The 24,453-nt window shown below is 71.5% G+C and carries 27 protein-coding genes; 10 read left to right on the top strand and 17 right to left on the bottom strand.

From position 1 onward, the window contains the following. Positions 1-8 precede the first annotated feature (8 nt). The 12 genes from mnhG to JIG36_RS03120 all read right to left on the bottom strand — a co-directional run bounded on the left by mnhG (position 9) and on the right by JIG36_RS03120 (position 10,679). Positions 9-350, bottom strand: coding sequence for a monovalent cation/H(+) antiporter subunit G (gene mnhG / locus JIG36_RS03175; RefSeq protein WP_203374434.1), 342 nt, complete (start codon positions 348-350; stop codon positions 9-11). Then, positions 347-703, bottom strand: a complete 357-nt coding sequence (locus JIG36_RS53870) for an MrpF/PhaF family protein (RefSeq protein ID WP_203374433.1) — start codon at positions 701-703, stop codon at positions 347-349. The genes mnhG and JIG36_RS53870 overlap by 4 nt, the downstream gene beginning before the upstream one ends. Further along, positions 700-1,236, bottom strand: a complete 537-nt coding sequence (locus tag JIG36_RS03165; protein ID WP_203374432.1) for a Na+/H+ antiporter subunit E — start codon at positions 1,234-1,236, stop codon at positions 700-702. Before JIG36_RS03165 ends, JIG36_RS53870 begins: the two co-directional genes overlap by 4 nt. After that, positions 1,233-2,732: a Na+/H+ antiporter subunit D gene (locus JIG36_RS03160; RefSeq protein ID WP_203374431.1), complete on the bottom strand. Its 1,500-nt coding sequence runs from the start codon at positions 2,730-2,732 to the stop codon at positions 1,233-1,235. The genes JIG36_RS03165 and JIG36_RS03160 overlap by 4 nt, the downstream gene beginning before the upstream one ends. Continuing rightward, positions 2,729-3,196 (bottom strand): Na(+)/H(+) antiporter subunit C, encoded by a 468-nt coding sequence (locus tag JIG36_RS03155; RefSeq protein ID WP_203374430.1) that lies wholly within the window; start codon positions 3,194-3,196, stop codon positions 2,729-2,731. Before JIG36_RS03155 ends, JIG36_RS03160 begins: the two co-directional genes overlap by 4 nt. After that, a complete protein-coding gene (locus tag JIG36_RS03150) occupies positions 3,197-6,010 on the bottom strand; it encodes a Na+/H+ antiporter subunit A (protein ID WP_203374997.1) in 2,814 nt (937 codons plus the stop codon). Further along, entirely contained in the window at positions 6,010-6,654 is a 645-nt protein-coding gene (locus JIG36_RS03145) for a response regulator (RefSeq protein ID WP_203374429.1), read from the bottom strand. The genes JIG36_RS03150 and JIG36_RS03145 overlap by 1 nt, the downstream gene beginning before the upstream one ends. Continuing rightward, the gene (locus JIG36_RS03140) at positions 6,651-7,586 is read right to left on the bottom strand and encodes a sensor histidine kinase (protein ID WP_203374428.1); all 936 of its coding nucleotides are present in this window, start codon (positions 7,584-7,586) and stop codon (positions 6,651-6,653) included. The genes JIG36_RS03145 and JIG36_RS03140 overlap by 4 nt, the downstream gene beginning before the upstream one ends. A 102-nt stretch (positions 7,587-7,688) precedes the next feature. Next, a complete protein-coding gene (locus tag JIG36_RS03135) occupies positions 7,689-8,666 on the bottom strand; it encodes an AraC family transcriptional regulator (protein WP_203374427.1) in 978 nt (325 codons plus the stop codon). Between the two features lie 20 nt (positions 8,667-8,686). Then, positions 8,687-9,478, bottom strand: a complete 792-nt coding sequence (locus JIG36_RS03130) for an NmrA family NAD(P)-binding protein (protein WP_203374426.1) — start codon at positions 9,476-9,478, stop codon at positions 8,687-8,689. An 8-nt stretch (positions 9,479-9,486) separates the two neighbouring features. Further along, the gene (locus JIG36_RS03125) at positions 9,487-10,296 is read right to left on the bottom strand and encodes a serine/threonine-protein kinase (RefSeq protein ID WP_203374425.1); all 810 of its coding nucleotides are present in this window, start codon (positions 10,294-10,296) and stop codon (positions 9,487-9,489) included. After that, positions 10,293-10,679 (bottom strand): SPW repeat domain-containing protein, encoded by a 387-nt coding sequence (locus JIG36_RS03120; protein WP_203374424.1) that lies wholly within the window; start codon positions 10,677-10,679, stop codon positions 10,293-10,295. Before JIG36_RS03120 ends, JIG36_RS03125 begins: the two co-directional genes overlap by 4 nt. Positions 10,680-10,763: 84 nt before the next feature. Here JIG36_RS03120 and JIG36_RS03115 point away from each other — a divergent pair, with 84 nt between their 5' ends. Both JIG36_RS03115 and JIG36_RS03110 read left to right on the top strand, forming a co-directional pair. Continuing rightward, entirely contained in the window at positions 10,764-11,165 is a 402-nt protein-coding gene (locus tag JIG36_RS03115; protein ID WP_203374423.1) for a PPOX class F420-dependent oxidoreductase, read from the top strand. A gap of 82 nt (positions 11,166-11,247) precedes the next feature. Further along, positions 11,248-11,919, top strand: coding sequence for a hypothetical protein (locus JIG36_RS03110; protein WP_203374422.1), 672 nt, complete (start codon positions 11,248-11,250; stop codon positions 11,917-11,919). On the opposite strand, the gene JIG36_RS03105 is transcribed toward JIG36_RS03110, so the two are convergent. Both JIG36_RS03105 and JIG36_RS03100 read right to left on the bottom strand, forming a co-directional pair. Continuing rightward, entirely contained in the window at positions 11,907-12,719 is an 813-nt protein-coding gene (locus JIG36_RS03105; protein ID WP_203374421.1) for a TIM barrel protein, read from the bottom strand. The two genes, JIG36_RS03110 and JIG36_RS03105, sit on opposite strands and share 13 nt — an antisense overlap. Continuing rightward, positions 12,716-13,981, bottom strand: coding sequence for a Gfo/Idh/MocA family oxidoreductase (locus tag JIG36_RS03100; protein ID WP_203374420.1), 1,266 nt, complete (start codon positions 13,979-13,981; stop codon positions 12,716-12,718). Before JIG36_RS03100 ends, JIG36_RS03105 begins: the two co-directional genes overlap by 4 nt. A gap of 113 nt (positions 13,982-14,094) precedes the next feature. Here JIG36_RS03100 and JIG36_RS03095 point away from each other — a divergent pair, with 113 nt between their 5' ends. Next, positions 14,095-15,093 (top strand): LacI family DNA-binding transcriptional regulator, encoded by a 999-nt coding sequence (locus tag JIG36_RS03095; protein ID WP_307872548.1) that lies wholly within the window; start codon positions 14,095-14,097, stop codon positions 15,091-15,093. A gap of 229 nt (positions 15,094-15,322) precedes the next feature. Here JIG36_RS03095 and JIG36_RS03090 read toward each other — a convergent pair whose 3' ends face one another. Further along, the gene (locus JIG36_RS03090) at positions 15,323-16,246 is read right to left on the bottom strand and encodes a DUF389 domain-containing protein (protein ID WP_203374419.1); all 924 of its coding nucleotides are present in this window, start codon (positions 16,244-16,246) and stop codon (positions 15,323-15,325) included. A gap of 130 nt (positions 16,247-16,376) precedes the next feature. Between JIG36_RS03090 and JIG36_RS03085 the strand changes: the two genes are divergently transcribed. Together JIG36_RS03085 and JIG36_RS03080 are read left to right on the top strand one after the other, a co-directional pair. Then, positions 16,377-17,009: a TetR-like C-terminal domain-containing protein gene (locus JIG36_RS03085; RefSeq protein WP_203374418.1), complete on the top strand. Its 633-nt coding sequence runs from the start codon at positions 16,377-16,379 to the stop codon at positions 17,007-17,009. After that, on the top strand, positions 17,006-17,425 hold the full coding sequence (locus JIG36_RS03080) for a VOC family protein (RefSeq protein WP_203374417.1): 420 nt from the start codon (positions 17,006-17,008) through the stop codon (positions 17,423-17,425). Before JIG36_RS03085 ends, JIG36_RS03080 begins: the two co-directional genes overlap by 4 nt. A 19-nt stretch (positions 17,426-17,444) precedes the next feature. Here the strand turns inward: JIG36_RS03080 and JIG36_RS03075 are convergent, their stop codons facing one another. Both JIG36_RS03075 and JIG36_RS03070 read right to left on the bottom strand, forming a co-directional pair. Further along, the gene (locus JIG36_RS03075; protein WP_203374416.1) at positions 17,445-18,221 is read right to left on the bottom strand and encodes a hypothetical protein; all 777 of its coding nucleotides are present in this window, start codon (positions 18,219-18,221) and stop codon (positions 17,445-17,447) included. Positions 18,222-18,278: 57 nt separating this feature from the next. Continuing rightward, positions 18,279-18,488 (bottom strand): hypothetical protein, encoded by a 210-nt coding sequence (locus tag JIG36_RS03070; protein WP_203374415.1) that lies wholly within the window; start codon positions 18,486-18,488, stop codon positions 18,279-18,281. Positions 18,489-18,554: 66 nt separating this feature from the next. Here JIG36_RS03070 and JIG36_RS03065 point away from each other — a divergent pair, with 66 nt between their 5' ends. From JIG36_RS03065 to JIG36_RS03045, 5 genes are all read left to right on the top strand, one after another. After that, positions 18,555-19,334, top strand: coding sequence for an LLM class F420-dependent oxidoreductase (locus JIG36_RS03065; RefSeq protein WP_203374414.1), 780 nt, complete (start codon positions 18,555-18,557; stop codon positions 19,332-19,334). Positions 19,335-19,373: 39 nt separating this feature from the next. Continuing rightward, positions 19,374-19,562, top strand: a complete 189-nt coding sequence (locus JIG36_RS03060) for a hypothetical protein (protein ID WP_203374413.1) — start codon at positions 19,374-19,376, stop codon at positions 19,560-19,562. An 88-nt stretch (positions 19,563-19,650) separates the two neighbouring features. Next, positions 19,651-20,385, top strand: coding sequence for a hypothetical protein (locus tag JIG36_RS03055; RefSeq protein WP_203374412.1), 735 nt, complete (start codon positions 19,651-19,653; stop codon positions 20,383-20,385). A 501-nt stretch (positions 20,386-20,886) separates the two neighbouring features. After that, positions 20,887-23,697 carry a peroxidase family protein gene (locus tag JIG36_RS03050; protein ID WP_203374411.1) on the top strand — a complete coding sequence of 937 codons (2,811 nt, stop codon included), beginning with the start codon at positions 20,887-20,889 and terminating at the stop codon, positions 23,695-23,697. A 27-nt stretch (positions 23,698-23,724) separates the two neighbouring features. Continuing rightward, on the top strand, positions 23,725-24,453 hold the full coding sequence (locus JIG36_RS03045) for a VOC family protein (RefSeq protein WP_203374410.1): 729 nt from the start codon (positions 23,725-23,727) through the stop codon (positions 24,451-24,453).

The following is a 24,453-nucleotide window of genomic DNA, read 5'->3' as shown; positions in this document are numbered from 1 at the left end:
TGACCCCCTCACCGCTTGTCGTCGGCGTCGCGGAGTTCGTCGGAGACCAGCAGGTCCTCGCGGGCCAGCCCGGCCCGGTAGCCGGCCCGCCCGATCATGTGGGCCGCCACCGGCGCCGTGGCCATCTGGAAGACGGCGACCAGCAGCAGCGTGGTGATGTCGACGGCCTCGCGCAGACGCAGCGCGCACCCGATCAGCACGAGCAGCAGACCGAGCACCTGAGGCTTGGTAGCAGCGTGCATCCGCGACAGCAGATCAGGAAAGCGCATCAGTGCCACACCGGCCGACAAACTCAGCAGGGCCCCGACGACCAGGCACGCCCCGGCGATGACGTCGAGCACGCCGTTCATCGCTTCTCCTCTCCCGCGCTGCGGGCCGGCCCGGCCGACCCGTTGATGGAAGGGGCGGGCCCGCGACTCGGCTCAGGCGAGGAGAACGAGGGCTCGGGCTGCCGGCGGATGGCGAACCGCGCCACGCTGACGGCCCCGGTGAAGCCGAGGATCGAGAGCACGGCCAGGATCGGCAGCACGGTCGCGTCCCGCGAGAACGCCGCCTCGGCGGCCAGCGCCATCACGATGACGGCCAGCAGCACGTCGGTGGCCACGATCCGGTCGAGCACCGACGGCCCCCGGACGATCCGGACCAGGGCCAGCCCGGCCCCGACGGCGAGCAGGGCGGTAACCACGACGGCGACGGCGGTCACGCCGGGACCTCCTTGATGACACGGCGCTCGGCGGGGGAGCCGAAGGCCTGGATGATCCGGCTTTCCAGGTCGAGCACGTCCTGCCGGAACTTCTCGGCGTCGTCCGGCGACTCGACGCCGAGGACGTGCACGTAGAGGACGCCGCGCTTGCGGTCGGCGTCGACGATCAGGCTGCCCGGCACCAGCGACAACGCCTCCGCGGTCAGCGTCAGCCCCAGGTCGGACGGGCAGCGCAGCGGCACCGCGATGACCGCGCTGCGCGGCACGTGCCCGAACCGGAACGCCAGCGAGGCGACCTGCGCGCTGGCCATCACCATGTCGCGCAGGAACCGGGTGACGAACCGCAGCAAACCCAGCGGGTGGATCCGCCCGGCGTAGGTGACCGGGGGCAGCGGGAACACGATCAGGGTGATCACCGCGACCACCAGGCCGCCGACCACCGTCAGGGGCGTGAACGAGCCCCACAGCAGCACCCAGATCACGGTCAGGCCGAGCGCCGCCACGCAGCGGTCCCGCCAGCGTCCGCCGCTCATCGGGTTCCCCCTCCGAAGACGGCTTCCACATAGCCGGAACGTTCCAGCAACGTCGACGCCGCCTGGTCACCCACGTCGAACAGCGGCCCGGCGGCGAACGTCAGCCCGGCGCCGAGCGCGACCAGGGCCAGGGTCGGGGCGACCATCAGGGCGGGCAGCCGGCCCGACGGCATCGACTTGTGCGGCGTACGCCAGAAGGCGAGGTTCCAGACGCGGGCCACCGCATAGAGCGTGAGCAGGCTGGTCAGGATGCCGCCGATGACCAGCAGCCAGGCCAGCACGCCGCCGTCGGCCACCCCGGCCTGCACGAGGCCGAGCTTGCCGATGAACCCGGAGAACGGCGGGATGCCGGCCAGGTTGAGCGCGGGCACCAGGAACAGCACGGCCAGCACGGGGGAGAGCTTGGCCAGGCCGCCGAGTTTGTCCAGGGCCGTGCTGCCGCCGCGTTTCTCGATCAGGCCGGCGGCCAGGAAGAGCGTGGTCTGGATGGTGATGTGGTGGACCACGTAGAAGATCGCGCTGGACAGCCCGAGCTGCGTGGTCAGCCCCACCCCGAACAGCAGATAGCCGATGTGGCTGATCAGCGTGAACGACAGCAACCGTTTGATGTCGGACTGCGCCACCGCGCCCAGGATGCCGATCACCATGGTGAGCAGCCCGGTGATGAGCAGGACGGCCGCGGCCCGCCCGCCGGGGAACAACAACGTCTCCGTACGGATGATCGCGTACACGCCCACCTTGGTCAGCAGCCCCGCGAACACCGCGGTGACCGGCGCCGGGGCGGTCGGGTAGCTGTCCGGCAGCCACGAGGACAGCGGGAACACGGCCGCCTTGATGCCGAACGCGAGCAGCAGCATGCCCTGCAGGATCAGCCGCAGGCCGTCGGGCAGCGCGTCCAGCCGTTCGACCAGTTGCGCGAGGTTGAGCGTGCCCGTCGCCGCGTAGATCAGGCCGATCGCCGTCAGGAAGATCACCGAGGACAGGAGACTCACGACGACGTACGTGGAACCGGCTCGGATTCTGTTCTCGGTGCCCCCGATCGTCAGCAGCACGTAGCTGGCCACGAGCAGGATCTCGAACCCGACGTAGAGGTTGAACAGGTCGCCGGCGAGGAACGCGTTGGTGACGCCAGCGGTCAGCACGAGATAGGTCGGGTGGTAGACCGACAGCGGCGTCTCCTCGTGCCCGTCGGCCATGCCCTGCCCGATCGAATAGACGAGCACGCACAGGGTCACGGCAGCCGAGACCACCAGCATCAGCGCGGCCAGCTGGTCGGCGATGAGCACGATGCCGAGCGGCGCCGCCCAGCCGCCGACCGCCACGACCTGTGAGCCCTCGGTGGTCGAGAGCCAGAGCAGCAGGCACGAGACCACCAGCGTGGCGGTGAGAACGGTGAGGCTGACGGTCCGCTGGGCCCGCGGCTTGCGCGCCATCATCAACGTCAGCGCCGCCCCGAGCAGCGGCATGACGACGGGCAGCGGAACGAGAAAGGTCATCGAGCGGCCTCACGATCGGCGGGCGGGGGAGCGTCGGTGGGCGGGGGAGCGTCGGCCGGCGGGGGAGCGTCGGTGTGATCGGTGTCGTCGGTGCCGGAGCCCTGGTCGCGTTCGGCCAGCTGCATGATGCGGCGGTCCTCGACGTCGTCCTGCACCTCGTCGTGCCCGGACATCGCCCAGCTGCGGTAGGCCAGGGCCAGCAGGAAGGCGGTCATCCCGAGCGTGATCACGATCGCGGTCAGGATCATGATCTGGGGGAGCGGGTCGGCCATCTCCTCGTCCGGGCCGAGGCCGACGATCGGCGGGGTTCCGGCCTCGCCGCCCAGCAGGATCAGCAGGTTCACGCCGTTGCCGAGCAGGATCATTCCCATGAGTACGCGGGTGAGGCTGCGCTCGAGCACCATCGAGACACCCGCCGCGAACAGCACGCCGATCACGACGATGTAGACCAGATTCGGAGTCATTTACACCGGCTCCTTCTGTCGTTCCAGGGCCCGGCGTTCCTCGCGGGCGGCGACGTCGTGCTGGCGGTCCAGCTCGGCGCCGAGGCTGCGCAGGATCTCGAGCACGAGCGCGACCACGATCAGATAGACGCCGATGTCGAAGAAGGCCGACGTGGCGAAGTGGATGTGGCCGAGCAGGGGCAGGGTCAGGTCGACCAGCGCGCTCTGCAGCACCTGGCCGCCGGCGACCATCGCGGCCGCGCCGGTGCCGACCGCGATCAGCAGGCCTGCCCCCAGCAGCAGGCCGGCGTCGACCGGGGCGGCCGCGTTCAGCTCGCGCCGCCCGCCGGCCAGATAGCGGGTGGTCAGCGCCAGCCCGGCCACCAGCCCACCGGCGAAGCCGCCGCCGGGCGCGTTGTGACCGGAGAACAGCAGGTAGACCGAGAAGAGCACGATCGTGTGGAACAGCAGGCGGGCCACCACCTGCAGGATGATCGACTGGCGGCGGGCCTCCGGGTTGTCCCCGGCCCGCAGCCACGCGCCGCCCGGTGTGGCCTGACCGCCCTGCTCCTTGCGACGCCGTTGCAGCGCCTCGGAACGGCGGAAGATCAGGCTGGCCACGCCGGTGGCGGCGACCACGAGCACCGAGATCTCGCCCATGGTGTCCCAGGCCCGGATGTCGACCAGCGCCACGTTGACGATGTTGTGGCCGCCGCCGAACGACACCGCGGGCTCGGCGAAATCGACCGAGATCGGGGTCGCGATCCGGCCACCCACCGCCACGTAGGCCATGCCCGCGGCGACCACCCCGGTCGCGACCGCGATCACCGTGCGGACGACCCGGGTGAACCGCAGCGGGCGGGCCGAGAACCGCACCGGGAGGCGGCGCAGCACCAGCACGAACATGACGATGGTGACCGTCTCGACCAGGAACTGGGTGAGGGCCAGGTCGGGGGCGCCGTGCAGCACGAACAGGACGGCCACGCCGTACCCGCAGATGCCGACCAGGATCATCGCGGTCAGCCGGCGCCGGGAACGGGCCGCCACCAGGGCGGCCCCGACCACGACGGCGCCCGCCACCAGCTGCAGCGGCGTGTCCCACAGCCGCAGACCGGTGGGCCAGGGCGCGCCGCCGAACAGCAGCGTGCTGCCGCCCAGGATCACCAGCACGACCAGGATGACGCCGAGCGAGAACGGCAGCGATCCGCGCTGGGTGGCGCCGGTGAGCTCGACCGCGGCCCGGTCCACGGCGTTCATCAGTCGCTTGTAGACGGACTCGGCCTGGGGCAGGCGCTGCCTCGGCCACGGACGGCCCTGCAACTGCCCGGCGAAGACGACCCCGCCGATCGCGAACACCACCACCGATAGCAGGAGCGGCAACCCGAGGCCGTGCCACAGGGCGAGGTGGTCGCCGGTCGGGCCGGAGAACAGGTCCGCGTACGGGGTCAGCACCCCGTCCAGCCACGACGCGCCGATCCCGGCCGCCAGCCCGGCCACCGACAGCAGCCCGGCCGGCGCCAGGAAGGCCCATCCTGGCCGCGGCAGCTCCATCGACCGGTGCCCGGGCTTGCGCGCGAAGGCACCCCACAGGAACCGGAGCCCGTACGCCACCGTCAGCGCCGACCCGGCGACCAGCGCGAGCAGTACGAAGCGGTCGGCCGTGCCGCCGTGCTCGAACGCGGCGAACAGCGACTCCTTGCCCACGAACCCGGCCAGCGGCGGCACCCCGGCCATCGAGGCGACGGCCAGCCCCGCGATGCCGGCCAGAACCGGCGCGGTGCGGCCGAGCCCGCTCAGCTCGCGCAGGTCGCGGGTGCCGGCCTGCCGGTCGATGATGCCCACGACCAGGAACAGCGCCGCCTTGAACAGGGCATGCGAGAGCAGCAGGGCCGCCCCAGCGAGCGCGGCCGTTCGGGTCGCGGCCCCGAAGGCGACGGTCAGCAGACCCAGCTGGCTGACGGTCCCGTACGCAAGAAGCAGTTTGAGGTCGTGCTGGCGCATCGCCGCCCAGCCGCCGAGCAGCAGCGTGACGACCCCGGCGACCACCGCCACCGGGCGCCAGGGCGCGGCCTGCGCGAGCATCGGGCCCATCAACCCGAGCAGGAAGACGCCGGCCTTCACCATCGAGGCCGCGTGCAGATACGCCGACGCGGGCGTGGGCGCGGCCATGGCGGCCGGAAGCCAGAAGCTGAACGGGAAGATGGCCGACTTGGACAACGCCCCGGCCAGGATCAGCACCGCCGCGACCGCGCTGCCCTCGGGCAACGGGCCCGCCACGATCTCCGACCACCGGTACGTGCCCGCGCCGTGGCCCAGCATCACAAAGCCGACCAGCATGGCCAGCCCGCCCGCGGTGGTGACCACCAGGGCCTGCATCGCCGCGCGCCGGCCCGCCGCCTGCTCACCCTTGTGGCCGATCAGCAGGTACGAGAAGACGGTGGTGAGCTCCCAGAAGACGTACAGGAGAAGAAGGTCGTCGGAGACCACCAGGCCGGTCATGGCGGTGGCGAAGCCGAGGAAGATGCCCGCGAAACGGCCCAGCGCCGGGTCGCCCTCGTCGAAGTAGCGCGCGCAGTAGGCCAGCACGACCGCGCCGATGCCGCTGACGATGAGCAGCATCAGCCACGCCAGCGTGCCCATGCGCAGCGCCATCTCCATGCCCAGGTGCGGCACCCACGGATAGATCTCGGCGAGCGGAGCCTCCTGGAACAGGGTCCAGCCGAACGTGGCCGCCGGAACCAGGGCCAGGACATAGAGGGCGCGGTTTCCCAGGGCCCGCACCAGAACCGGGGCCAGCAGGGCGGCCGCGGTGTGCAGGACGAGGACGGCGAGCATCACGGCTCGATCAGCCCCGCCCGGATCGCGTACCGGGTCAGCTCCTGGCGGTCCTTGAGACCCAGCTTGGTCAGGATGTTGGACCGGTGGCGCTCGACCGTCTTGACGCTGATGTAGAGCATCTCGGCGATCTCGCGGGTGGAGTGCCCCTCGGCGACGAGTTTGAGCACCTCCTCCTCGCGTTCGGTGACCGCGCGGGCCGGGATCTCGGCGCCGGTGCGGGCCCGCTCGAGATAGTCACGCACGAGGGCGGTGACGGCGCCCGGGTAGAGGAACGGCTCGTCGCGCATGGCGGCGTGGCAGGCCTCGACCAGGTCCTGGTCGGCCACCGACTTCAGCACGTAACCGGCCGCGCCGACGCGCAGCGCCTCGAAGAAGAACTGTTCGTTGTCGTACATGGTGAGGATCAGGACACGCACTCCGGGGTGGGTTCGGGTGAGTTCACGGGCGGCCTGCAGGCCGGTCATCCGGGGCATGGCGATGTCGAGCACGGCCAGGTCGGGCGGGTCGGCGGCGGCCAGGGCCAGGGCCTCGGCGCCGTCCGCGGCCTCGCCGATCACTTCGAGGTCGTCCTCGGCGTCGAGGATCAGGCGGACCCCACGCCGTACGAGGGCATGGTCGTCGGCCAGCAGGATGCGGATCACGCCGGAACCTCCAGCTGCACCGCGGTTCCGCCGGTGGCGCCGGATTCCACCGTGAGGCCGGCGCCGATCAGCAACGCCCGTTCTCGCATCCCGCGGATCCCCGCCCCCTCCGGTGCGCCGCGCAGCCCGCGGCCGTCGTCACGGACGCACAGCCGCACCCCGGCGTCGATGCGGGCCAGCACCAGGTCGACGTGCTTGGCCGCGGAGTGGCGGGCGGCGTTGGTCAGGCTCTCCTGGGCGACCCGGTAGACGACCAGCTCGACGTCCTTGCGCAGCACGGGCAGATCGGAACCGACCTGCCGGCGCACCGACATGCCGGCCGTGGTGAACTCGCCCGCCAGCGCGCGCAGGGCACTGGCCAGGCCGAGCTCGTCGAGCACCCCCGGGCGCAGCCGGCGGGCGATCCGGCGGATCTCGTCGAGGCTCCGACGCGTGCTCTCCTGCACCTGCAGAAGCTGATCCCGTACGGCCTCCGGGGCCGACTTGGCGACCCGCTTGAGGTCGAGCAGCACCGCCGTGAGGGTCTGGCCGATCTCGTCGTGCAGTTCCTGGGCGATCCGGTGCCGTTCGGCCTCCTGCGCCGACAGGGCCCGCCCGGCGCTCGACGCCCGCTCGGCCTCGAGCCGCTCCAGCATCGAGTTGAACGCGGTGATCAGCGCGGCGATCTCGCCGTGCCCGCGGGCGGCCAGGCGGGTGCCCGGCTTGAGCAGGTCGATCGTGGTCATCACGCGGGTGAGCCGGGCCAGCGGGGCGAGGCCGACGCGCAGCATGGCGGCGTTGGCGACCAGCGTCACCGCCGTGCCGGCCAGGATGATGAGCGCCTCGGCCATCCGGGCGGTGGTGGAGACGGTCACCGGGGCGAACAGCAGCACGAGGGCCGCGACGGTCAGCACCGCCGCGTTCAACGAGAAGATCCGCCAGAACAGCGACACGTTGGATCACCCGACTCAGGAGGAGGAGAACGTTGCCCCTCGACCCTGCCTGGCGGCGACCGGGTTTGCCATCGGGTCTGACACCCACATCGGGTGTTCAGGTCACGTGAGCCTGACCACGCGGGGCAGGGGAGACGGGTGGGGCGCGTGAGCCGGGCGGCGGCGGTATTCCTGCGGGCTGACCCCGCGCTCGCGCTTGAACGCCGTGCTGAGGGCGAACGCGCTGCCGTAGCCGACCCGCCGCGCCACCGACTCCAGGGTGGTGTCGCCCTGCCGCAGCAGATCGGCGGCCAGGATGAGCCGCCAGCTCGTCAGGTAGGCCATCGGGGACTCGCCCACGACCTCGGTGAAGCGGCGCGCCAGCGAGGCTCGGGACACGCCCGTGCGCATGGCCAGAGAGGCCACGGTCCAGCCGTACGCCGGATCGTCGTGGATCAGCCGCAGCGCGGGCCCGACCACGGGATCGGTCTGGGCCCGCTGCCAGCCCGGCGCGTCGTCGGACGGCGCGGCCAGCCAGGACCGCAGCACCGAGACCAGCACGAGGTCGAGCAGCCGGTCGAGGACGAGGTCCTGGGCCGGTTCGGTGCCGTTCATCTCGCGCACGAGCAGGTCGATCAGCGCCCGGTCACCCGCCTCGGCCGGCCGGATCAGCAGCCCCGGCAAGGCGTCGAGCATGCGACGGCTGACCTCGCTGTGCATCTGGTAGGTACCGCTGATCATCACGGTCGCGCCCTCGGGCCGGGCGCCCCACGTGCGCACCCCCTGCCCGGTCAGCGACATCTCGGTGCCGTCGACCGACTCGCAGCGCTGGCCCGGATGGATGACGATCTGCGGGGCGGTGCCCGGGTCGTCGGCCATCACGTACGGCTCGGTGCCGTTGACCACCGCCACGTCGCCCGAGCCGATGCGGGCCGGGGGCGCGTCCGGCTTGAGGATCCACGCCTCGCCGCGCACGAGCGTGATGAGCGAGAGCGGCGAGCCGTCCTGGATCCGCAGCGACCACGGCGGATCCAGGACCGAGCGCAGCAGGAACGCCCCGCGGGCCCGGGGCCCGTCCAGCAGACCGGTCAGCGCGTCCATGGACGACAAACTACAGGTGCTCAGCTCCAGGCGGCGGCGGCCTTTTCGGCGTACGAGGAAAAGGGTGTCGCCGGTCGTCCCAGCGCCTGCCGCACCCCGTCGGCCGGCGTGGCGTTGCGCCCGTCGAGGATGCCGCGGAACATGTCGCCCAGCTCTACCGGCAGCCCCGCCTCCCGCAGCACCGACCGGTACTCCTCGTGGCTGATCGGCGTGTAGCGGACCGTCCGCCCGACGACCCGGCTCAGCTCGTCCGCGACCTGCCCGAACGTCAGCGCCTCGGGACCGGTCAGCTCGTAGTGCCGGCCCCGGTGCTGCGGGTCGGTGAGCGCGGCCGCCACCACCTCGGCGATGTCGTCGGCGTCCACGAACGGTTCGGCCACATCGCCCGCGGGGAGCCGGATGTCGCCGCTGAGCACCGCCCCGACGAGGAAGTCCTCGCTGAAGTTCTGCGCGAACCAGGCACAGGTGACGATCGTCCAGCCGGTGCCCGCGTCCTTCACCCGCTGCTCGGCCTCCTGCGCCAGCGGCTCGCCCCGGCCCGACAGCAGCACCAGCTGCTCGACCCCGCAGGCCGCGGCCAGATCGGCGAAGGCGCCCACCTTCGCGGCCGCGCCCGGCAGCCCGAGGTCGGGATAGAAGGTGATGTACGCGGCCTTCTCGCCTTCGATCGCCGGCCGCCAGCTCGTCTCGTCGTCCCAGTCGAACCGGATCTCCGACTTCCGCGACCCGATGCGCACGTGTTCCCCGCGGGCCGCCAGTCGCTCGGCCACGCGCCGTCCGGTCTTGCCCGTCCCACCGATGAGAAGTGTCATGCCTCCGATTACAGGCGGCCGCCATGAGACTCTGAATGGTTCAGGGCCTCGATCGCATAAGCGAAACACTCAGCGGTTGGTCGAGTCTCCGGGTCGATGGCGACGCACTCGTCGAAGAGTGTCCCGGCCACGCCGGACAGGCGCGGGACCGGCCGCGCGACCCGGGCCCGGACCACCTCGTCAGGGTCGGTGCCGGGCCAGGCCGGGCCGCCGGTGAGGCAGGAATGCAGCACCAGGGCGAGCGCGTAGACGTCGGTGGCCGGGCCGGTCGGGCGGCCGTGGAGCTGTTCGGGCGCGAGGTAGGCCGGGGTTCCCCAGACCCGACCGTCGGCGTCGGTCGACGGGCCGCCGGTGCGGTCGGCGAAGCCGAAGTCGACCAGTTTCGCGCCGCCTGGGGCCAGCATGATGTTGGCCGGCTTGACGTCGCGGTGCACCAGGTCGCGGGCGTGGGCGGCGGCCAGCGCGCGGGCGATCCCGGCGCACGCGGCGGCCGCCTCGGGCCACGGCAACGGGCCGTGCGCGGTGAGGCGGGCGGCCAGGGTCGGGCCAGGCACCAGCTCCATGACCAGGAACGGGCCGGCGTTGTCGGTCTCGCCGTAGTCGAGCACCCGCGCGATGTTCGGGTGACGCAGCCGTACGCCGGTTCGAGCCTCCCGGCGTACGGCTGCCTGATGGGCCTGGTTCTGGGCGCGGTCAGGCGTGAGCATCTTGACCGCGACCGGCTGCCGCAGCACCCGGTCGTCGGCCCGTCGCACCACCGCCATGCCGCCCTGCCCGATCGCCCCGCCCAGCCGGTAACGCCCGGCCAGCAGGGTCAAGACCGCTTGGCGGCGCGCGGCAGCCCGTTGACCACGGCGAGCAGCACCACGAGGGCGCCGACGAGCTTGTCGTTCCAAGCCACGTGCAGCTGGTCCGGATAGTCGAGCACCCACGGCGCGGAGGCCAGCCAGGCCCCGATCAGGGCCGCGGCCGCGCTCAGGGCGAGCGAGCGGTGCGGCATCACGATCTGGGCGGCGGCGATCACGATCAGCACGACCCCGGCCACGACGTCGTTGATCCACGGGTAGACGCCGTGGTCGATGACCACCGGTGTGACCACCAGCCACACCCCGGCGACCCCGATGAACGCGCTCGGCGTGAGAACGAGGTCCCGGCCCAGCCTGCGGGCCACCCGCGTCCGTACGGCTTCGTCGGTAGTCATGCACCCACAGTTACCCGCTTGGTTGGCGGGCCCTGCGCGGGACTGTGACGGTTGCATGACGATCACCGCGCTACGGTCGGGAGTGTGACGATCTTGCCTGAGGGTCTGCTGACCCTGCTCAACGGCCCGAGCCCGTGCTTCATCGCGACCACCGACCCTGACGGGTCACCGCAGCTCACCGAGACCTGGGTCGGCACCGACGGCGAACACATCGTGATCAACACGGTCGAGGGCTTCCGCAAGGTCCGCAACGTCGAGCGCGACCCCCGCGTCGCGGTGATCGTGACCAACCCGGAGAACGCGGCCGACTACTACTCCGTGAAGGGCCGCGTCGTCGACATCACCCCCAAGGGCGGCGCCGAGCACATCGACGAGCTGGCCCAGAAGTACCTCGGCGGCCCGTACCCGTGGTTCGGCGGCCGCGACCAGGTGCGCCTCATCATGACGATCGCCGTCGACAAGATCATTCACGCGCCCTGGGCCTGAGGCCGGGTGGTCCTTTTTGCGGAGGGGATCGCCGATCCCGGCCCGGGCGCGTCGCGCGGCCGCGGCCGGGTATACCTCGGCGGTGGACGATCTCCTTGCCGCCGTCCGCGGCGCGTTCGGCACCAGCACCCTTCCGGGGCTGGCGCCCGGGCTCGTCGTGTCCGACCCCGAGGGGTGGATTCCGGCCACCGCCCTGGCCGGGGAGGACTCAGGACTGCTGCTCGCGGCGGCGCGGCGCCGGTGGGACGCGAGGCCGCACGTCGCGGCGGCGCTGATGTGGAAGGCCTACTCGTACTGGCTGTGCCTGCCGGCCGCGTTCGGCTGGGTCGCGTCCCGCCAGGTGCCGCACGTGACCGCGGCCCAGGTGCTGGTCCGGCTCGACGCGCCGGACGCGCCGATCCGGCTCGGCCTGCGGCCCGGCACCCCGTCCGATCCGGCTGACCCGGCGACGCTGCGGCGGGTGCTCCTCGACGAACACGTGACGCCGCTGCTCGACGCCCTGCAGCGCGAGGTCCGGATTGCCCGGCGGCCGTTGCTGGGATCCCTGTCTGCCAGCCTCGCCCACGCGGCCCGGCACGCCGTACGGGCCGTACCCGACGCCTCCGCGCAGGCGATCGACACCCTCCTCAAGGCCGTCGATGTCCAGGACCTGATCGAGTGGGACGACAACGGCCGGCTCCGCCGCCGTACCTGCTGCCTGGCCTTCACCCTGCCCGAGCCGCGCATCTGCTCCGACTGTTGCTACCAGCCCTGACCGTTGCCGGGCTGGTCCCCGTTCCCGGAGAAGACGCTCCGGAAGCGTTCCAGCGCCACTGTCGAGTCACCGGATGCCCACGCTTCCAGCGCGACCACGCCCCGATATCCCCGTCGGCGCAGGGCGGCGGCTACAGCCGGATAGTGAATCTCACCGGTCCCCGGCTCCGTCCTGTTCGGAACGTCGGCCACCTGGATCTCGCCCACGAACGGCAGTGCCCGCTCGACCAGCCGCACGAGATCACCCTCACCGATCTGGGCGTGATAAAGATCGAGGTTCAGCCGTACGAACGGACTCCCCACCGCCTCCACGAGCGCGATCGTGTCGGCGGCCCGCGCGAACGGCGTCCCCGGATGGTCGACGGCGGTGTTCAGGTTCTCCAGCGTGAATACCCGCCCCGCCCGCTCACCCAGCTCGGCCAGCCGTTCCAGCGTCCGCGCCGCCGTAAGCCACATCGCCGGCGTGACCTCACCGGCCGGCACCACCGGAAGCCCCCGCTCATCCAGCCCCGTCCCGTGCACATTGAGCCGCGGGCACCCGAGCCGCTCCGCCACATCGAGCGACATCCGCGCCGTCTTCAGCAGTTCCTCGGCCCCGTCCGCGTCGGCGAGCGTCCCGCCGAGGTAGCCGGTCATCGACGAGATGGTCGCGCCCGCCCGCTCGACCTCGTCGAGATTCTTGCCGGCCCACTCCCACATCTCCACGTCGAAACCCAGCCCCGCGATCGTGCGTACCCGCTCGACGAACGGCAGCTCCAGAAACACCATCTCCGCGCACACAGCCAGCCGGAAGTCGCTCATTTGGCCACCTCAACCGCTTTCCCCGTACGCACGGAGGCCGCCGCCGCAAGCGCAACCGCGAGAGCCGCCCGAGCGTCTTCCCCCACTGCCGCGAACCCTGCGTTCCCGACTCCTCCGCCGGCAGCGCGCCTTTCCTCCCGCCCGGCAGGGTGCCTTTCCTCCCGGCCGGCACCGTGCCCGTCCTCCCGGTCGGCAGCGCGCCTTTCCTCCCGGCCGGCACCGTGCCCGTCCTCCCGGTCGGCAGCGCGCCTTTCCTCCCGGCCGGCATCGTGCCCATCCTCCCCGTCGGCGCCGGTCCTCGCTTCCGCCGTCCTGGTCGCGACCGCGGTGGTGAAGGAGGCCAGCTCGGCGATGTAGGCGTCGGCGAACAGTTCCTGGTCGCCGCGAGCCGTTTCGACGAGGCGGCCGTTCGCGCCGGAGAACGTCAGGCTCGTGCGGCGGCCGTCGCCCATGGTGGCCATTCCGCCGTCGCCCAGCACCTCTCCTCGGACGTCGTAGCCGTAGCTCGCCTCGAAGCACGCCTCGGCCGTGCCGATCGCGCCGTTGCTGAAACGGACCGTGACGACGGCCGTGTCGAGCAGGCCCCGGTCGCGCCACTCCGGTTCGACCAGGGCGTCCGCGACCGCGTGGACCTCGACCGCCTCGGCGCCCGGGTTCAGGAACCGCAGCGTGTCGAAGTCGTGGATCAGCGTCTCGTTGAAGATGGTGCCGGCCGGGATACGGGCCGGGTCGAAGCCACCCGGATCGCGGGTGAGCGATCGCAACAGCCGCGGAGTGCCCACCTGTCCGTCGTCGATCAGGCGGCGGGCGGCGGCCCAGTCCGGGGCGAAGCGCCGGTTGAACCCGACCCGCAACAGCACCCCCGCGGCCCGGGCGGCGTCGATCACCCGGTCGGCGTCCTCCAGCGTCAAAGCCATCGGCTTCTCACAGAAGACGTGCTTGCCGGCCCGGGCCGCTGCCACCGCAAGGTCGGCGTGGAACCGAGCCGGCGCCGCGACAACCACCGCGTCCACCCGCGGGTCGGCCCACACCAGTTCCACGTCCTCATAGGCGGCGGCCCTGTCCACGTGCGGGTCGGCCCCTGCTTGTACTCCGCCCGGGTATGCGGCAGCTACTCCGCCGACTGCCCTGATGAGTGCCTCGGCCGCGCCTGGCGCCGGGTCGGCGACCGCGACAAGCCGGACACCGGGCAGGCGTCGCGCCAGCGTCTCGCCATGGAACGATCCCATCCGCCCCGAACCGATCAGTGCCACTCCCACCATGCTGCTGCCTCCTCCTGGAACGTTCCAGACCGTCCTCCTGAGGCTGCGGTCCGCACCGGCCGGCGTCAAGACACGCCCTGGAACGTTCCAGCATTTGCGATTACCCTCGTGTCGTGCCCGACGAACGCAGACCGACACTGACCGATGTGGCGATCCGGGCCGGTGTCTCGAAATCGCTGGTGTCGCTGGTGATGCGTGACGAGCGGGGTGCGAGCCCGGAGACCCGGCGGCGGGTGCTCGAGGCCGCCGACGAGCTCGGCTACCATCCCGACAGTCGGGCCCGGCTGTTGCGCAGCGGCCGCAGCCGCCTGCTCGGGGTCGTCTTCGGCATCCAGCATCCGTTCCACGCCGACCTGGTCACCGGCCTCTACTCGGCGGCGCGCGAGACCGGGTACGAGCTGGCGTTGAGCGCGGTCACCCCCGAACGCGACGAGTCCGAGGCGATCCGCGGCCTGCGGCAGGACAGGTGCGAGGCCCTGATCCTGCTCGGCCCCCACTCCAGCGCGGCCGCCCTGACCGAGCTGGCCGCCCGGATCCCGGTCACGGTGCTGGCCCGCGGCCTGAAGATCGAGGGCATCGATGTCGTCCGTACCGCCGACGCCACCGGAACCGCCCAGGCGGTCGACCATGTGGTCAGCCTGGGCCACCGCCGGATCGCGCACATCGACGGCGGCCGTTCCCCCGGAGCCGCCGATCGCCGCCGCGGCTACCGGTCCGCGATGAAGCGCCACGGCCTGGAGCCCTACATCTGGATCGTTCCAGGCGGCCTGACCGAGGAGGTCGGCGCCGTCGCGGCCCGCGAGCTCCTGAACAACCTGCCCACCGCGGTAACGGTCTTCAACGACCGCTGCGCCACCGGCGTCCTCGACGCTTTCACCCGAGCCAACGTCCAGGTGCCCCGGGACATCAGCGTGGTCGGTTACGACGACAGCAGCCTGGCCCGCCTGGCCCACATCAACCTGACCACGATCGCCCAGGACGTCCCCACCATGACCCGCCAGGCGATAACCCGCCTCGTAGCCCGCTTGGAGGGCACAGCCGTCGCCGGCCGGGAGTCCGTGATCCCGCCCGAGCTGATAATCCGCGGAACTACCGCGCCACCCCGCACCTGACCTCGAGCCGAACCTGCGCCCGCCGCCGTCGCGACGCGCCCGAACGTGTGCTACCGCCCCGCCCCGACCTGACTCGAGCCGAACGTGCGCCCGCCGCCGTCGCGACGCGCCCGAACGTGTGCTACCGCCCCGCCCCGACCTGACTCGAGCCGAACGTGCGCCCGCCGCCGTCGCGACGCGCCCGAACGTGTGCTACCGCCCCGCCCCGCCCTGGCCCGCGGGGCCCGTGTCAGGCGCGTGCCCGGCTCCACACCAGCCGCTGAACAAGCAGGGTCAGGACACCGCCGAGGACGATGGCGGCCAGGTTGATGATCAGCTGGAGGGTCGATCCGAACACCTCCGCCCGTACGCCGTAGGCCAGCGCGACCGCCGCGTTGGCCGCGGCCGGGATGGTCGTCACCGAGATCAGGACCCCGACCAGCGTGCCGGCCTTGGCAGAGGTCAGCGAGAGGATGCCGGCGACCCCGCCGAGGAAGCCGATGACCCAGGACAGGGCGTCCGGGCGCCAGATGAAGTCGGTCAGCGGCCGCTCGTCCAGCAGCATCGACCGGTCGACCAGATCGGCGGCGGTGAGCAGCCACACCGCTACGACGGTGACGAGCATGCCGACCGGGAAGCCGACCGCGAGCGCGAGCACGGAGCGCCGCAGCAGGGCAGATCTGCGCTGCACGAGGGCGACGCAGAGCGCGGCCAGCGGACCGAACTCGGGTCCGACGACCATCGAGCCGACGATCAGGATCGGCTGGTCCAGCAACACCCCGACGGCGGCGATGATCATTGCCACGATCATGAAGGCCAGATACGAGGCGGACAGGGTCGCTTCCTCGCCGGTCTGATGTTCGATCTCGTGCCAGACGACCGCGTCGACTCCCAGGCCGGGCACCCGCCGCGCGGCCCGGTCGGCCGAGGCCGACAGAGTGGTGTCGATCCGCTCGACCACGATGGCCCCGTCGTGGTCGAGCCCGAGGCCGCGCAGGTCGTCGAGCACCCGGCTGGCGCCCTCGCGCACGACGTCGAACTCGATCACGTCGCCCGGCGGCACCTGCGCGACACCCGGCAGCACGATCAGATGGGTGACCGCCTCGTCGGCGGCGAGATGCTGCCGCAGCCGGTCGGTGACGGGCACGGGCGAGATGACCCGTACGTGCAGCATGGCGGCTCCGTCCGCTCGGCCCTGATCAAGGGATCCAGAGTAGGCGGCGGCCACCGCCCGGCTCGTCCGGGCGTGATACGGGTAAGTCTCGATACTTGCCTGATCCGATACTCGTGGATATCGTAATTGCATGAGCGAACGGACGGAGCGGGTCGGCCCGCCGAGCCGGGGTGGCCGCAAGCGTGACCATTCCCGCGACGCGGTGATCCTCGAGGCGACCCTCGACGTGCTGGCCGAGTCCGGTTTTGACGGCATGACCATCGACATGGTGGCGGTGCGTGCGGGTGCGGCCCGGGCGACCGTCTACCGGCGGTGGCCAACGAAGATCGATCTGGTGCTCGACGCGGTCAAGCGGCTCGCTCCCGGGCCGGCCGAACTGGAGCGGTTGCCCGACACCGGCAGCCTGCGCGGAGACCTCGTCGCGAGCATGCAGCCGGATACCTCGGAGGAGTCCGAGCGCCGGGTCCGGGTCGTCGCCGGGCTGCAGTCGATCGCCGAACGCAACGAGGACATCGCCGCCGTTCTGACCGGGGGCGGGACGGAGCCGTGGATCGAGGCCAACCGGATCCTCATCCGGCGGGCGGTCGACCGCGGCGAATACGGGCCGGTCGACGTCGACGCGCTCGCGCAGGTGCTCCCGCTCATGTGCACGTGCCGCGTCGCGGTGCAACGGCTGCCCATCACGCCCGAGTACGCCATCGGCCTCATCGATGCCGTACTGCTGCCCGCCATGCGATCAACCAGCAAGGAGAAGTTCGGATGACAGTCACCACGACCGCCCACATCAACTCGCGCGGCCAGGCCCGCGACATGCTCGACTTCTACGGCAAGGCTTTCCACGGTGAGGTGACCGTCGCGACCTACACCGACATCCACGCCGCCGAAGACCCCAGCCACGCCGACCAGGTCGCGTGGGGTCAGGTCACCGCACCCAACGGCTTCCGCGTCATGGCCTACGACGTCCAGCCCTCCAAGACCTTCGACGCCGGTGAGAACGCGTTCTACATCGCCCTGCGCGGCGACGACGCCGGCGAGATCCAGCAGATGTGGGACGGTCTCGCCGACGGCGCCACCGTGCTCACCCCGCTCGGGCCCGCACCCTTCGCCCCGCTCTACGGCATGCTCACCGACCGTTACGGCGTCACCTGGATCGTCGACGTCACGCCGTCGCCGAACTGAGCCAGGTCCGGGCCGCGGATCAGGTGGCGGGGACGGCCAGCGGGCGGTGGGTGGCGCGGGCCGTCGGGCGGGACTGCGGCGCCAGGCGGGCGCTCAGCGTGGCGGCCTCGTCGGCGGCGGTCCGGGCCTCGTGGTTGAGGCTGGTGGCGGCACGGCGGGCCAGGTCGGCGTCGTGCCAGGCGGTGCGCTCGGCGGCCGCGGCCTGGTCGTAGCGGTGGCGCAGCCAGGCGGTCGAAGCGCGGGCGATCACCAGCTCCTGCTCGACCGGGTGGAGGCGGGCGTCCCAGCCGTTGCGGCCGGTGACGGCGTCGGCGATGGCCGAGGCGGGGAGCTCGCCCCGGTCGGCGGCGGCCGTCACGGCGCGGTGCAGGAAACGCTCGCGGGCCGCGTACTCCTCGCAGGTCCGCACCGACCACGGGGCGTTCCAGGCGGCCGCGGCCGTGATTGTGCGCAGTCGGGCGTCGGCGTCCAGCCAGGACTGCCAGGCCGCGTTCATGGTGGTCTCGGCCTGCTCCCAGCGCTCCTGCCACCGCTGCGCTGCGTCGGTTGCGCGGTCGGCGGCGACGCGCACCTCACCCGCGTACTGGAATGCTCTGATCGCCTCTTGACTCTCGCGGCGCCGACGCCGGCCGCGCTCGCGCAGCAGGTCGGCCAGGCCCTGCACCACGCGGCCGGGGTGGCGCATGCCCTCGGGGCTGCCGAGCAGCAGCAACGCGGGGAAGGTGAGCACGATGAGGGTCGCCCAGATGGCGACGGGGGCGGGCTCGGTCAGCAGCATTTCCGCAACCACGTTCATGAAAAGGGTCCGTCCGCGAGAAGTCGTCGATGGTCGGCTGCGACCGTCGGGCGACGGTCAGGCGGACGCGAACGGGGGAGCGCGGGAAGCGCGGACGCCCGTGGTGAACTGCGCGCGGAGAACCCGGCTGCGGTCGGCGGGAACCGGCTGAGCGGCTTCCTCAATAGACTCGACCACGACGGCGGGACGGAACCGGCCGGCAAGAACCGTGAACAGGTGGGTGAGCAGGCGCAACAGCATCGCGCTGCGCTTCTCGCCGGTCACCATGCGTTCAATCTACCGACTTCCCCGCCCGGTGCCCACCGCGCCACGCGGAAGCCTAGGCTGAAGATCATGACCTCGAGGCCCGTCCGCGTGGGGCTCCAGCTCCAGCCCCAGCACGCCGACTACAAGACCATCCGCCGCGTTGCCGCCGAGGCCGAGGAGCTCGGTGTCGACATCCTGTTCAACTGGGACCACTTCTATCCCCTCTACGGCGAACCCGAGGGCCTGCATTTCGAGTGCTGGACCATGCTGGCCGCCTGGGCCGAACAGACGTCCCGGGTCGAGATCGGCGCCCTGGTCACCTGCAACAGCTATCGCAATCCGGAACTGCTGGCCGACATGGCCCGCACGGTCGACCACATCAGCGACGGCCGCCTGATCCTCGGCATCGGCTCGGGCTGGTTCGAGAAGGACTACCAGGAGTACGGCTACGAGTTCGGCACCGCCGGGGGCCGTCTTGACGCCCTGGCCGAGGCGCTGCCGCGCATCGAGTCCCGCTTCGCCAAACTCAACCCGGCGCCCACCCGCAAGATCCCGACCCTGATCGGCGGCGGCGGCGAGAAGAAGACGCTGCGCCTGGTCGCCAAGCACGCCGACATCTGGCACAGCTTCGGCGACGCCGAGACCATCGAGCGCAAGGCCGGCATCCTGCGGCAGCACTGCGCCGACGTGGGGCGCGACCCGTCGGAGATCGAGATCTCGACCGCCGTCCAGGGCGACCCCTCCGAGGTCGCGCCGGCCCTGCTCAACCTGGGCGTCTCCCTGTTCACGGTGAACTCGTCAGGACCCGACCACGACCTCAGTGGCCTGCGCAAATGGCTGACCTGGCGGGACGCCGTCAACGGGTGACGGGTGTTTGACCGAAGATCAAGAGGGTAGGTGGCGGGGATGCAGAATCAGAGCATCCCGACCGATCCGGACAAGTATCCGCCGCTCGACCCCGGGGCGCCCATTCCGGACGACCCGGGTGAGCTGGAACCGGGCAGCCCCGATCCGCTGCCCCCGCCACCGGCCGAACCGTCGCCCGTCCCGACCGAGCCTGCGCCCGACCCGGGAGGCGTGCCGGAACCGGCGTGAAACCAGAGGCCCGAACGGCCGAGGGGCGGTCCCCTGTGAGTCCGCTGTGCGCCACCTGTAGCTTGGGCGCGACGAAACGGGGGAGACCATGAAGAAGACGCTCACCAGCGCGGTTGTCGTCCTGGCCTCGGCCGCGCTCCTGGCCACCGGCTGCGCGGGCGAGGGCGGCGGCAGCGCCAAGTTCCAGGACCCGGTCGCCCCCGCGGGCAACGGCGTCGAAGCCCTCGAGGCGGCGCAGATCCTGGAGAAGGCCAAGGCCGCCCTCGCCCAGGCCAAGTCCTTCCACATGAAGGGCACGATGAAGTCCGAGGACGGCAAGATCGGTCTCGACTTCAAGGTCGCCGGGGAGGAGCTCGCCGGCTCCATGACCATGGACGGCCCGAAACTCGAGATGCTGGCCGTCGGCGGCAAGCGCTACATCCGCCCCGACGAGACGTTCTGGGGCCTGGGCAACACCCCCGAGAAGGCGGCCCAGATCGCGGCCACGGTCGGCGACCGCTGGGTGCTGGTGCCGACCAAGAACCAGAGTTTCAACGGCATGTTCGGCGCCACCGACGTCGGTGACCTGCTCGAGAACGAGGGCGCGGTCACCAAGGGCAAGGTCGAGCAGATCGACGGCAAGCCCGCGATCGGCCTGGTCGACGGCGACCCCGAGGGCGGCACGCTCTACATCGCGACGACCGGCGAGCCCTATCCCGTACGGCTGGCTGGCCCGACCCCGGCCGACGGCGCGCTGACCTTCAGCGAGTACGGCGAGACGTTCGCCGACATCAAGGCGCCCGCCGCGGCCGAGGTCGTGAACCTGGAGTCGCTGACGAAGTAGGGAGCCCCGGTGGTTTCTGGGGAGGGCCGCGGCAAACCTGGGGATCTCGTTCCCGATGTCGGCGGGACGGGCGGTCGCGAGGCTCGGAGGCAGTTGCCTACCGAGAAGAGAAGACCATGTTCCGTACGATCGTCGCCGCGCTCGCCCTTGTCGCCCTGGTTCCCGTGGACGCACCGCCGGCTGTTGAGCCCGCGCCCGTTGTCGCCCTGATGCCGGTGGACGCGCCGCCTCCGGGTTTTGCCCTGATGCCGGTGGACGCGCCGCCTCCGGGTTTTGCCCCGACGCCGGTGGACGCGCCGCCCCCGGTTATTGCCCCGACGCCGGTGGACGCGCCGCCTCCGCCCGGGCCGGAGGACAGGCCCCCGGTTCCGTGTTCGGTCGGGTACGACGTGAACGGGCCGTCGCCGATCCGGCGGTGGAACGGCGCCGCCTGCCGGGAAAGGTCTATGTGGATCGGCTAACCGACAGCGCCGGGCACGGGGCAGGGCCATAGTGTTGCGAATGACGACGGGGACCAGGGTTCAGTGGCGCGAGGCCTACCTGGGCGGATCGCCCGAGGCCGAACGGCGGCTCTTCGAGAAGATGGCCGTGCAGATCATGCGGACGCAGCTCAAGAACCGCAAGGCGTCCGGCGCGAAACAGATCGTGGCCGGCTTCCAGGCCAAGGGCACGTACGCGGTGGACGATGCCGAGCTGCGGTTCCGTGAGGATCTTCCGGCCGACCTGCGCGCCGGCTTCGCGCAGCCGGGCGCGGTCTATCGAACGGCCGTCCGGTTCAGCAACGCCGAGGGCCGCATCCTCGACGACCGCGAACCCGATCTGCGCGGCGCCGCCCTGCGGGTGGCGGCCGGCCCGGCCGGGCACCACGACCTGCTGATGACCAACGCGCCGGTCTCGCACGCCCGCGACGCCCGGCAGTTCGCTGAGTTCGCGGTGGCCACGGCCGGCGGGGGTCTCGGGCGCTACCTGGGCCTGGCCCGGCTGATGTTCGTTCTCGGCCCGGGCGAGACGGTCCGGATGGCCCGCAACGTGCTCGCCGGCCGGCGCCGCATCGACAGCGTGGCCACCGAGACCTACTGGAGCCGCATCCCGATCACCTGGGGCGACGAGCTGGCCGTGCAATATCTGCTGCGCCCGCTGCCCGGCCCGCCGCCGCCGGCCAAGCCGGACGGCCCCGATTTCCTCACGGCCGAGCTGGGGGAGCGGCTGCGGGGTGGCGACGTCCGCTTCGAGTTGTGCGTGCAGCGCTTCCGCAGTCCACAAGAGACACCGATCGAGGACGCGGCGGTCGACTGGCGTTCGGACAGCGCTCCGCCCGAACCGGTGGCCACGCTGACGATCCGGGCCGGCTCGTGCGACAACCCGGTCGTGCACGCGATGCGGTTCAACCCGTGGAACACCACCGCCGGTTTCCGTCCGCTGGGCAACCTGAACCGCGTACGGAAGGCCGCCTACGACGCCAGTGCGGCGCATCGGGACCGGCAGCGCTGGCTCACCGACGTGCCGGCCCGCAACCGGATCGCCAGCTCGGCCATGGTCGGCATTTTCGGCCTGGTCAACCGGTTCCGGCCGTGGCACCGGCTGCCCGACTCGCTCGCGCTGCTCAACCTGGCCGCGCTGCGGGACGTGCTCCGCCGCGACAATCTGATCGACACCGAGGCTCGAGAGGCCCCTCCCGCCGTACGGGATGTGCCCGTGCCGCCCGAGAATCAAGAGCGCGATTTCCGTACGTACGAGGGCCGTTGGAACGATCTGTCGGCCCCCGCCATGGGCGCCGTCGGGGCCGCGTTCGGCCGCAACGTGCCCGCCGTGCACCGGCCCGACCTGATCAACGAACCGAACCCGATCGAGGTCAGCCGCCAACTGTTGCGCCGCGACCAGTTCCGCCCCGCCACGTCGCTGAACATCCTGGCCGCGACCTGGATCCAGTTCCAGGTGCACGACTGGGTCGTCCACGCCCGGCACCCGCTCGGCGTCGACGACGTGCGCGTGCCGCTGCCGCCCGGCATGCCCGGCTGGGTCAACACCCCCGGCGGCCCGCTCGAACCTGAGATGCGCATCGGCGGCAACATCAGCCAGGGCGTCGGCGCCGACGGCGTCGAGCAGCTGTTCGGCAACGTCGCCTCGCACTGGTGGGACGGCTCCGAGGTCTACGGCACCGACACCGCCAAGGCGGGCGAACTGCGCGACGGCCCGAAGATCAAGCTGACCCCGGAGGGCTACCTGCCGATCGACGTGGCCGGTGCCGAGATCACCGGCTTCAACGAGGCCTGGTGGCTCGGCCTGAGCAGCATGCACACGTTGTTCGCGCGAGAGCACAACGTCCTCTGCGATCAGCTGAGCGAGCGCAACCCGGGCTGGGCCGACGAGCGGATCTATCAGACCGCCCGCCTGATCGTGGCCGCCCTGATCGCGAAGATCCACACCGTCGAGTGGACGCCCGCGATCCTCGCCACCGACGTGCTCAGGCGAGGCATGAACGTCAACTGGAACGGTGTGCCCGCCAACGATCTGCTGAGCCGGATCGGATTGTGGCTCACCGATGTCAACGCGCTGCACGGCATCCCGAAGACGACCCCCGACCACCACACCGCGCCCTATTCGCTGACCGAGGACTTCGTCACCGTCTACCGCATGCACCCGCTGATCCCGGACGACTACGCGTTCTCCACACCGGACGGTCAGACCATCGGGTCGCGGACGTTCCTCGACCTGCAGGGCGGCAAGGCCGACGACGAGTTGCGGGCGATCGGGCTGACGAACGTGCTGCACTCGTTCGGCACGGCCCACCCGGGCGCGATCACGCTGCACAACTATCCGTTGTCGCTGCTCAACCTGGAGCGGGAGGGCGAGATCGTCGACCTGTCGGTGGTCGATCTGGTGCGCACGAGGATGCGCGGGGTGCCGCGGTACAACGACTTCCGGGCGGCCCTGCACATGCCGCGGATCACGCGCTGGGAAGACCTGAGCGGCGACCCCGAGACCGTACGCCGTCTGCGGTCGGTCTATCGCAGCATCGACGAGGTCGACACGATGGTGGGCCTGTTCGCCGAGACGCCGCCCGAGGGCTTCGGCTTCTCCGACACGGCGTTCCGGGTCTTCATCCTGATGGCCTCGCGGCGCCTGCAGAGCGACCGCTTCCTGACGGCCGACTACCGTCCCGAGATCTACACCCAGTTCGGCCTCGACTGGATCGCCGAGACCACGATGACCGACCTGATCCACCGCCACTGTCCCGAGCTGAAAGCCGTCCTGCCGAGGGAGAAGAACGCGTTCGCCCCGTGGGGCCGTTCACCCGATCGAGAGAGATAACTGCGGCGATACGGGGTAAGCCGCGCCATGGTTTCCGAACAGTTGCGGCGGGTCACGCACCCGATGGCCCAGTTCGACGGGCTGGCGATCGATGTCTCCGATGTGGAGGCCCAGGCCGAGTTCTGGCGGGTGGCGCTGGGTGGCCGGGTGCGGGAGGACGGCGACGGGCAGCTGCGGGTCGTGCCCGGTCCGGGGCGGCCGGGCCGCGAGATCATGCGCCTGCGCGAGGTGGAGCGGCCGGGGCCGGACGACGCGCGGGTGCACGTCGACCTGCGGCTGCCGGGGGAGGAACCGCACGGGCTGGTCGCGGCCGGCGCCCGGCTCGTGCGGTCACCCGGGCCCGACCCGTGGTTCGTGCTGGCCGATCCCGAGGGCAACCAGTTCTGTGCGTTCGGCGCCTCCGACGGCCGGTCGCCGGGCATGTTCGAGCTGGTGGTGAAGTGCGCCGACCCGTACGGGCTGGCCCGCTGGTGGGCGGCGGTGCTCGGCGGCGAGGTGGAGGAGGAGGGCGAGGCGGCCTCGGTGGCGGGCGCGCCCGATTTCCCCTGGGACTACATGGTCTTCGACCCGGTGCCGGGGATCAATCAGTACCGCGGCCGGGTGCACTGGCACCTGGTCGGGCGCGAGCGGGAGCCGTTCGCGCTGCTCCAGGCGGGTGCGACGGTGATGGCCGAACCGGCCCGGACCCGTCCGTGGTGGGTCCTGGCCGATCCGGAGGGCAACCGCTTCTGCGTCAGCCCGCCACCAACAGGCTGA

It is taken from the genome of Paractinoplanes ovalisporus, from assembly GCF_016834655.1.
Lineage (GTDB): Bacteria > Actinomycetota > Actinomycetes > Mycobacteriales > Micromonosporaceae > Actinoplanes > Actinoplanes ovalisporus.
Note: the sequence above shows the minus strand (reverse complement) of the source record. Positions and strands in the feature narration are given on the sequence as shown.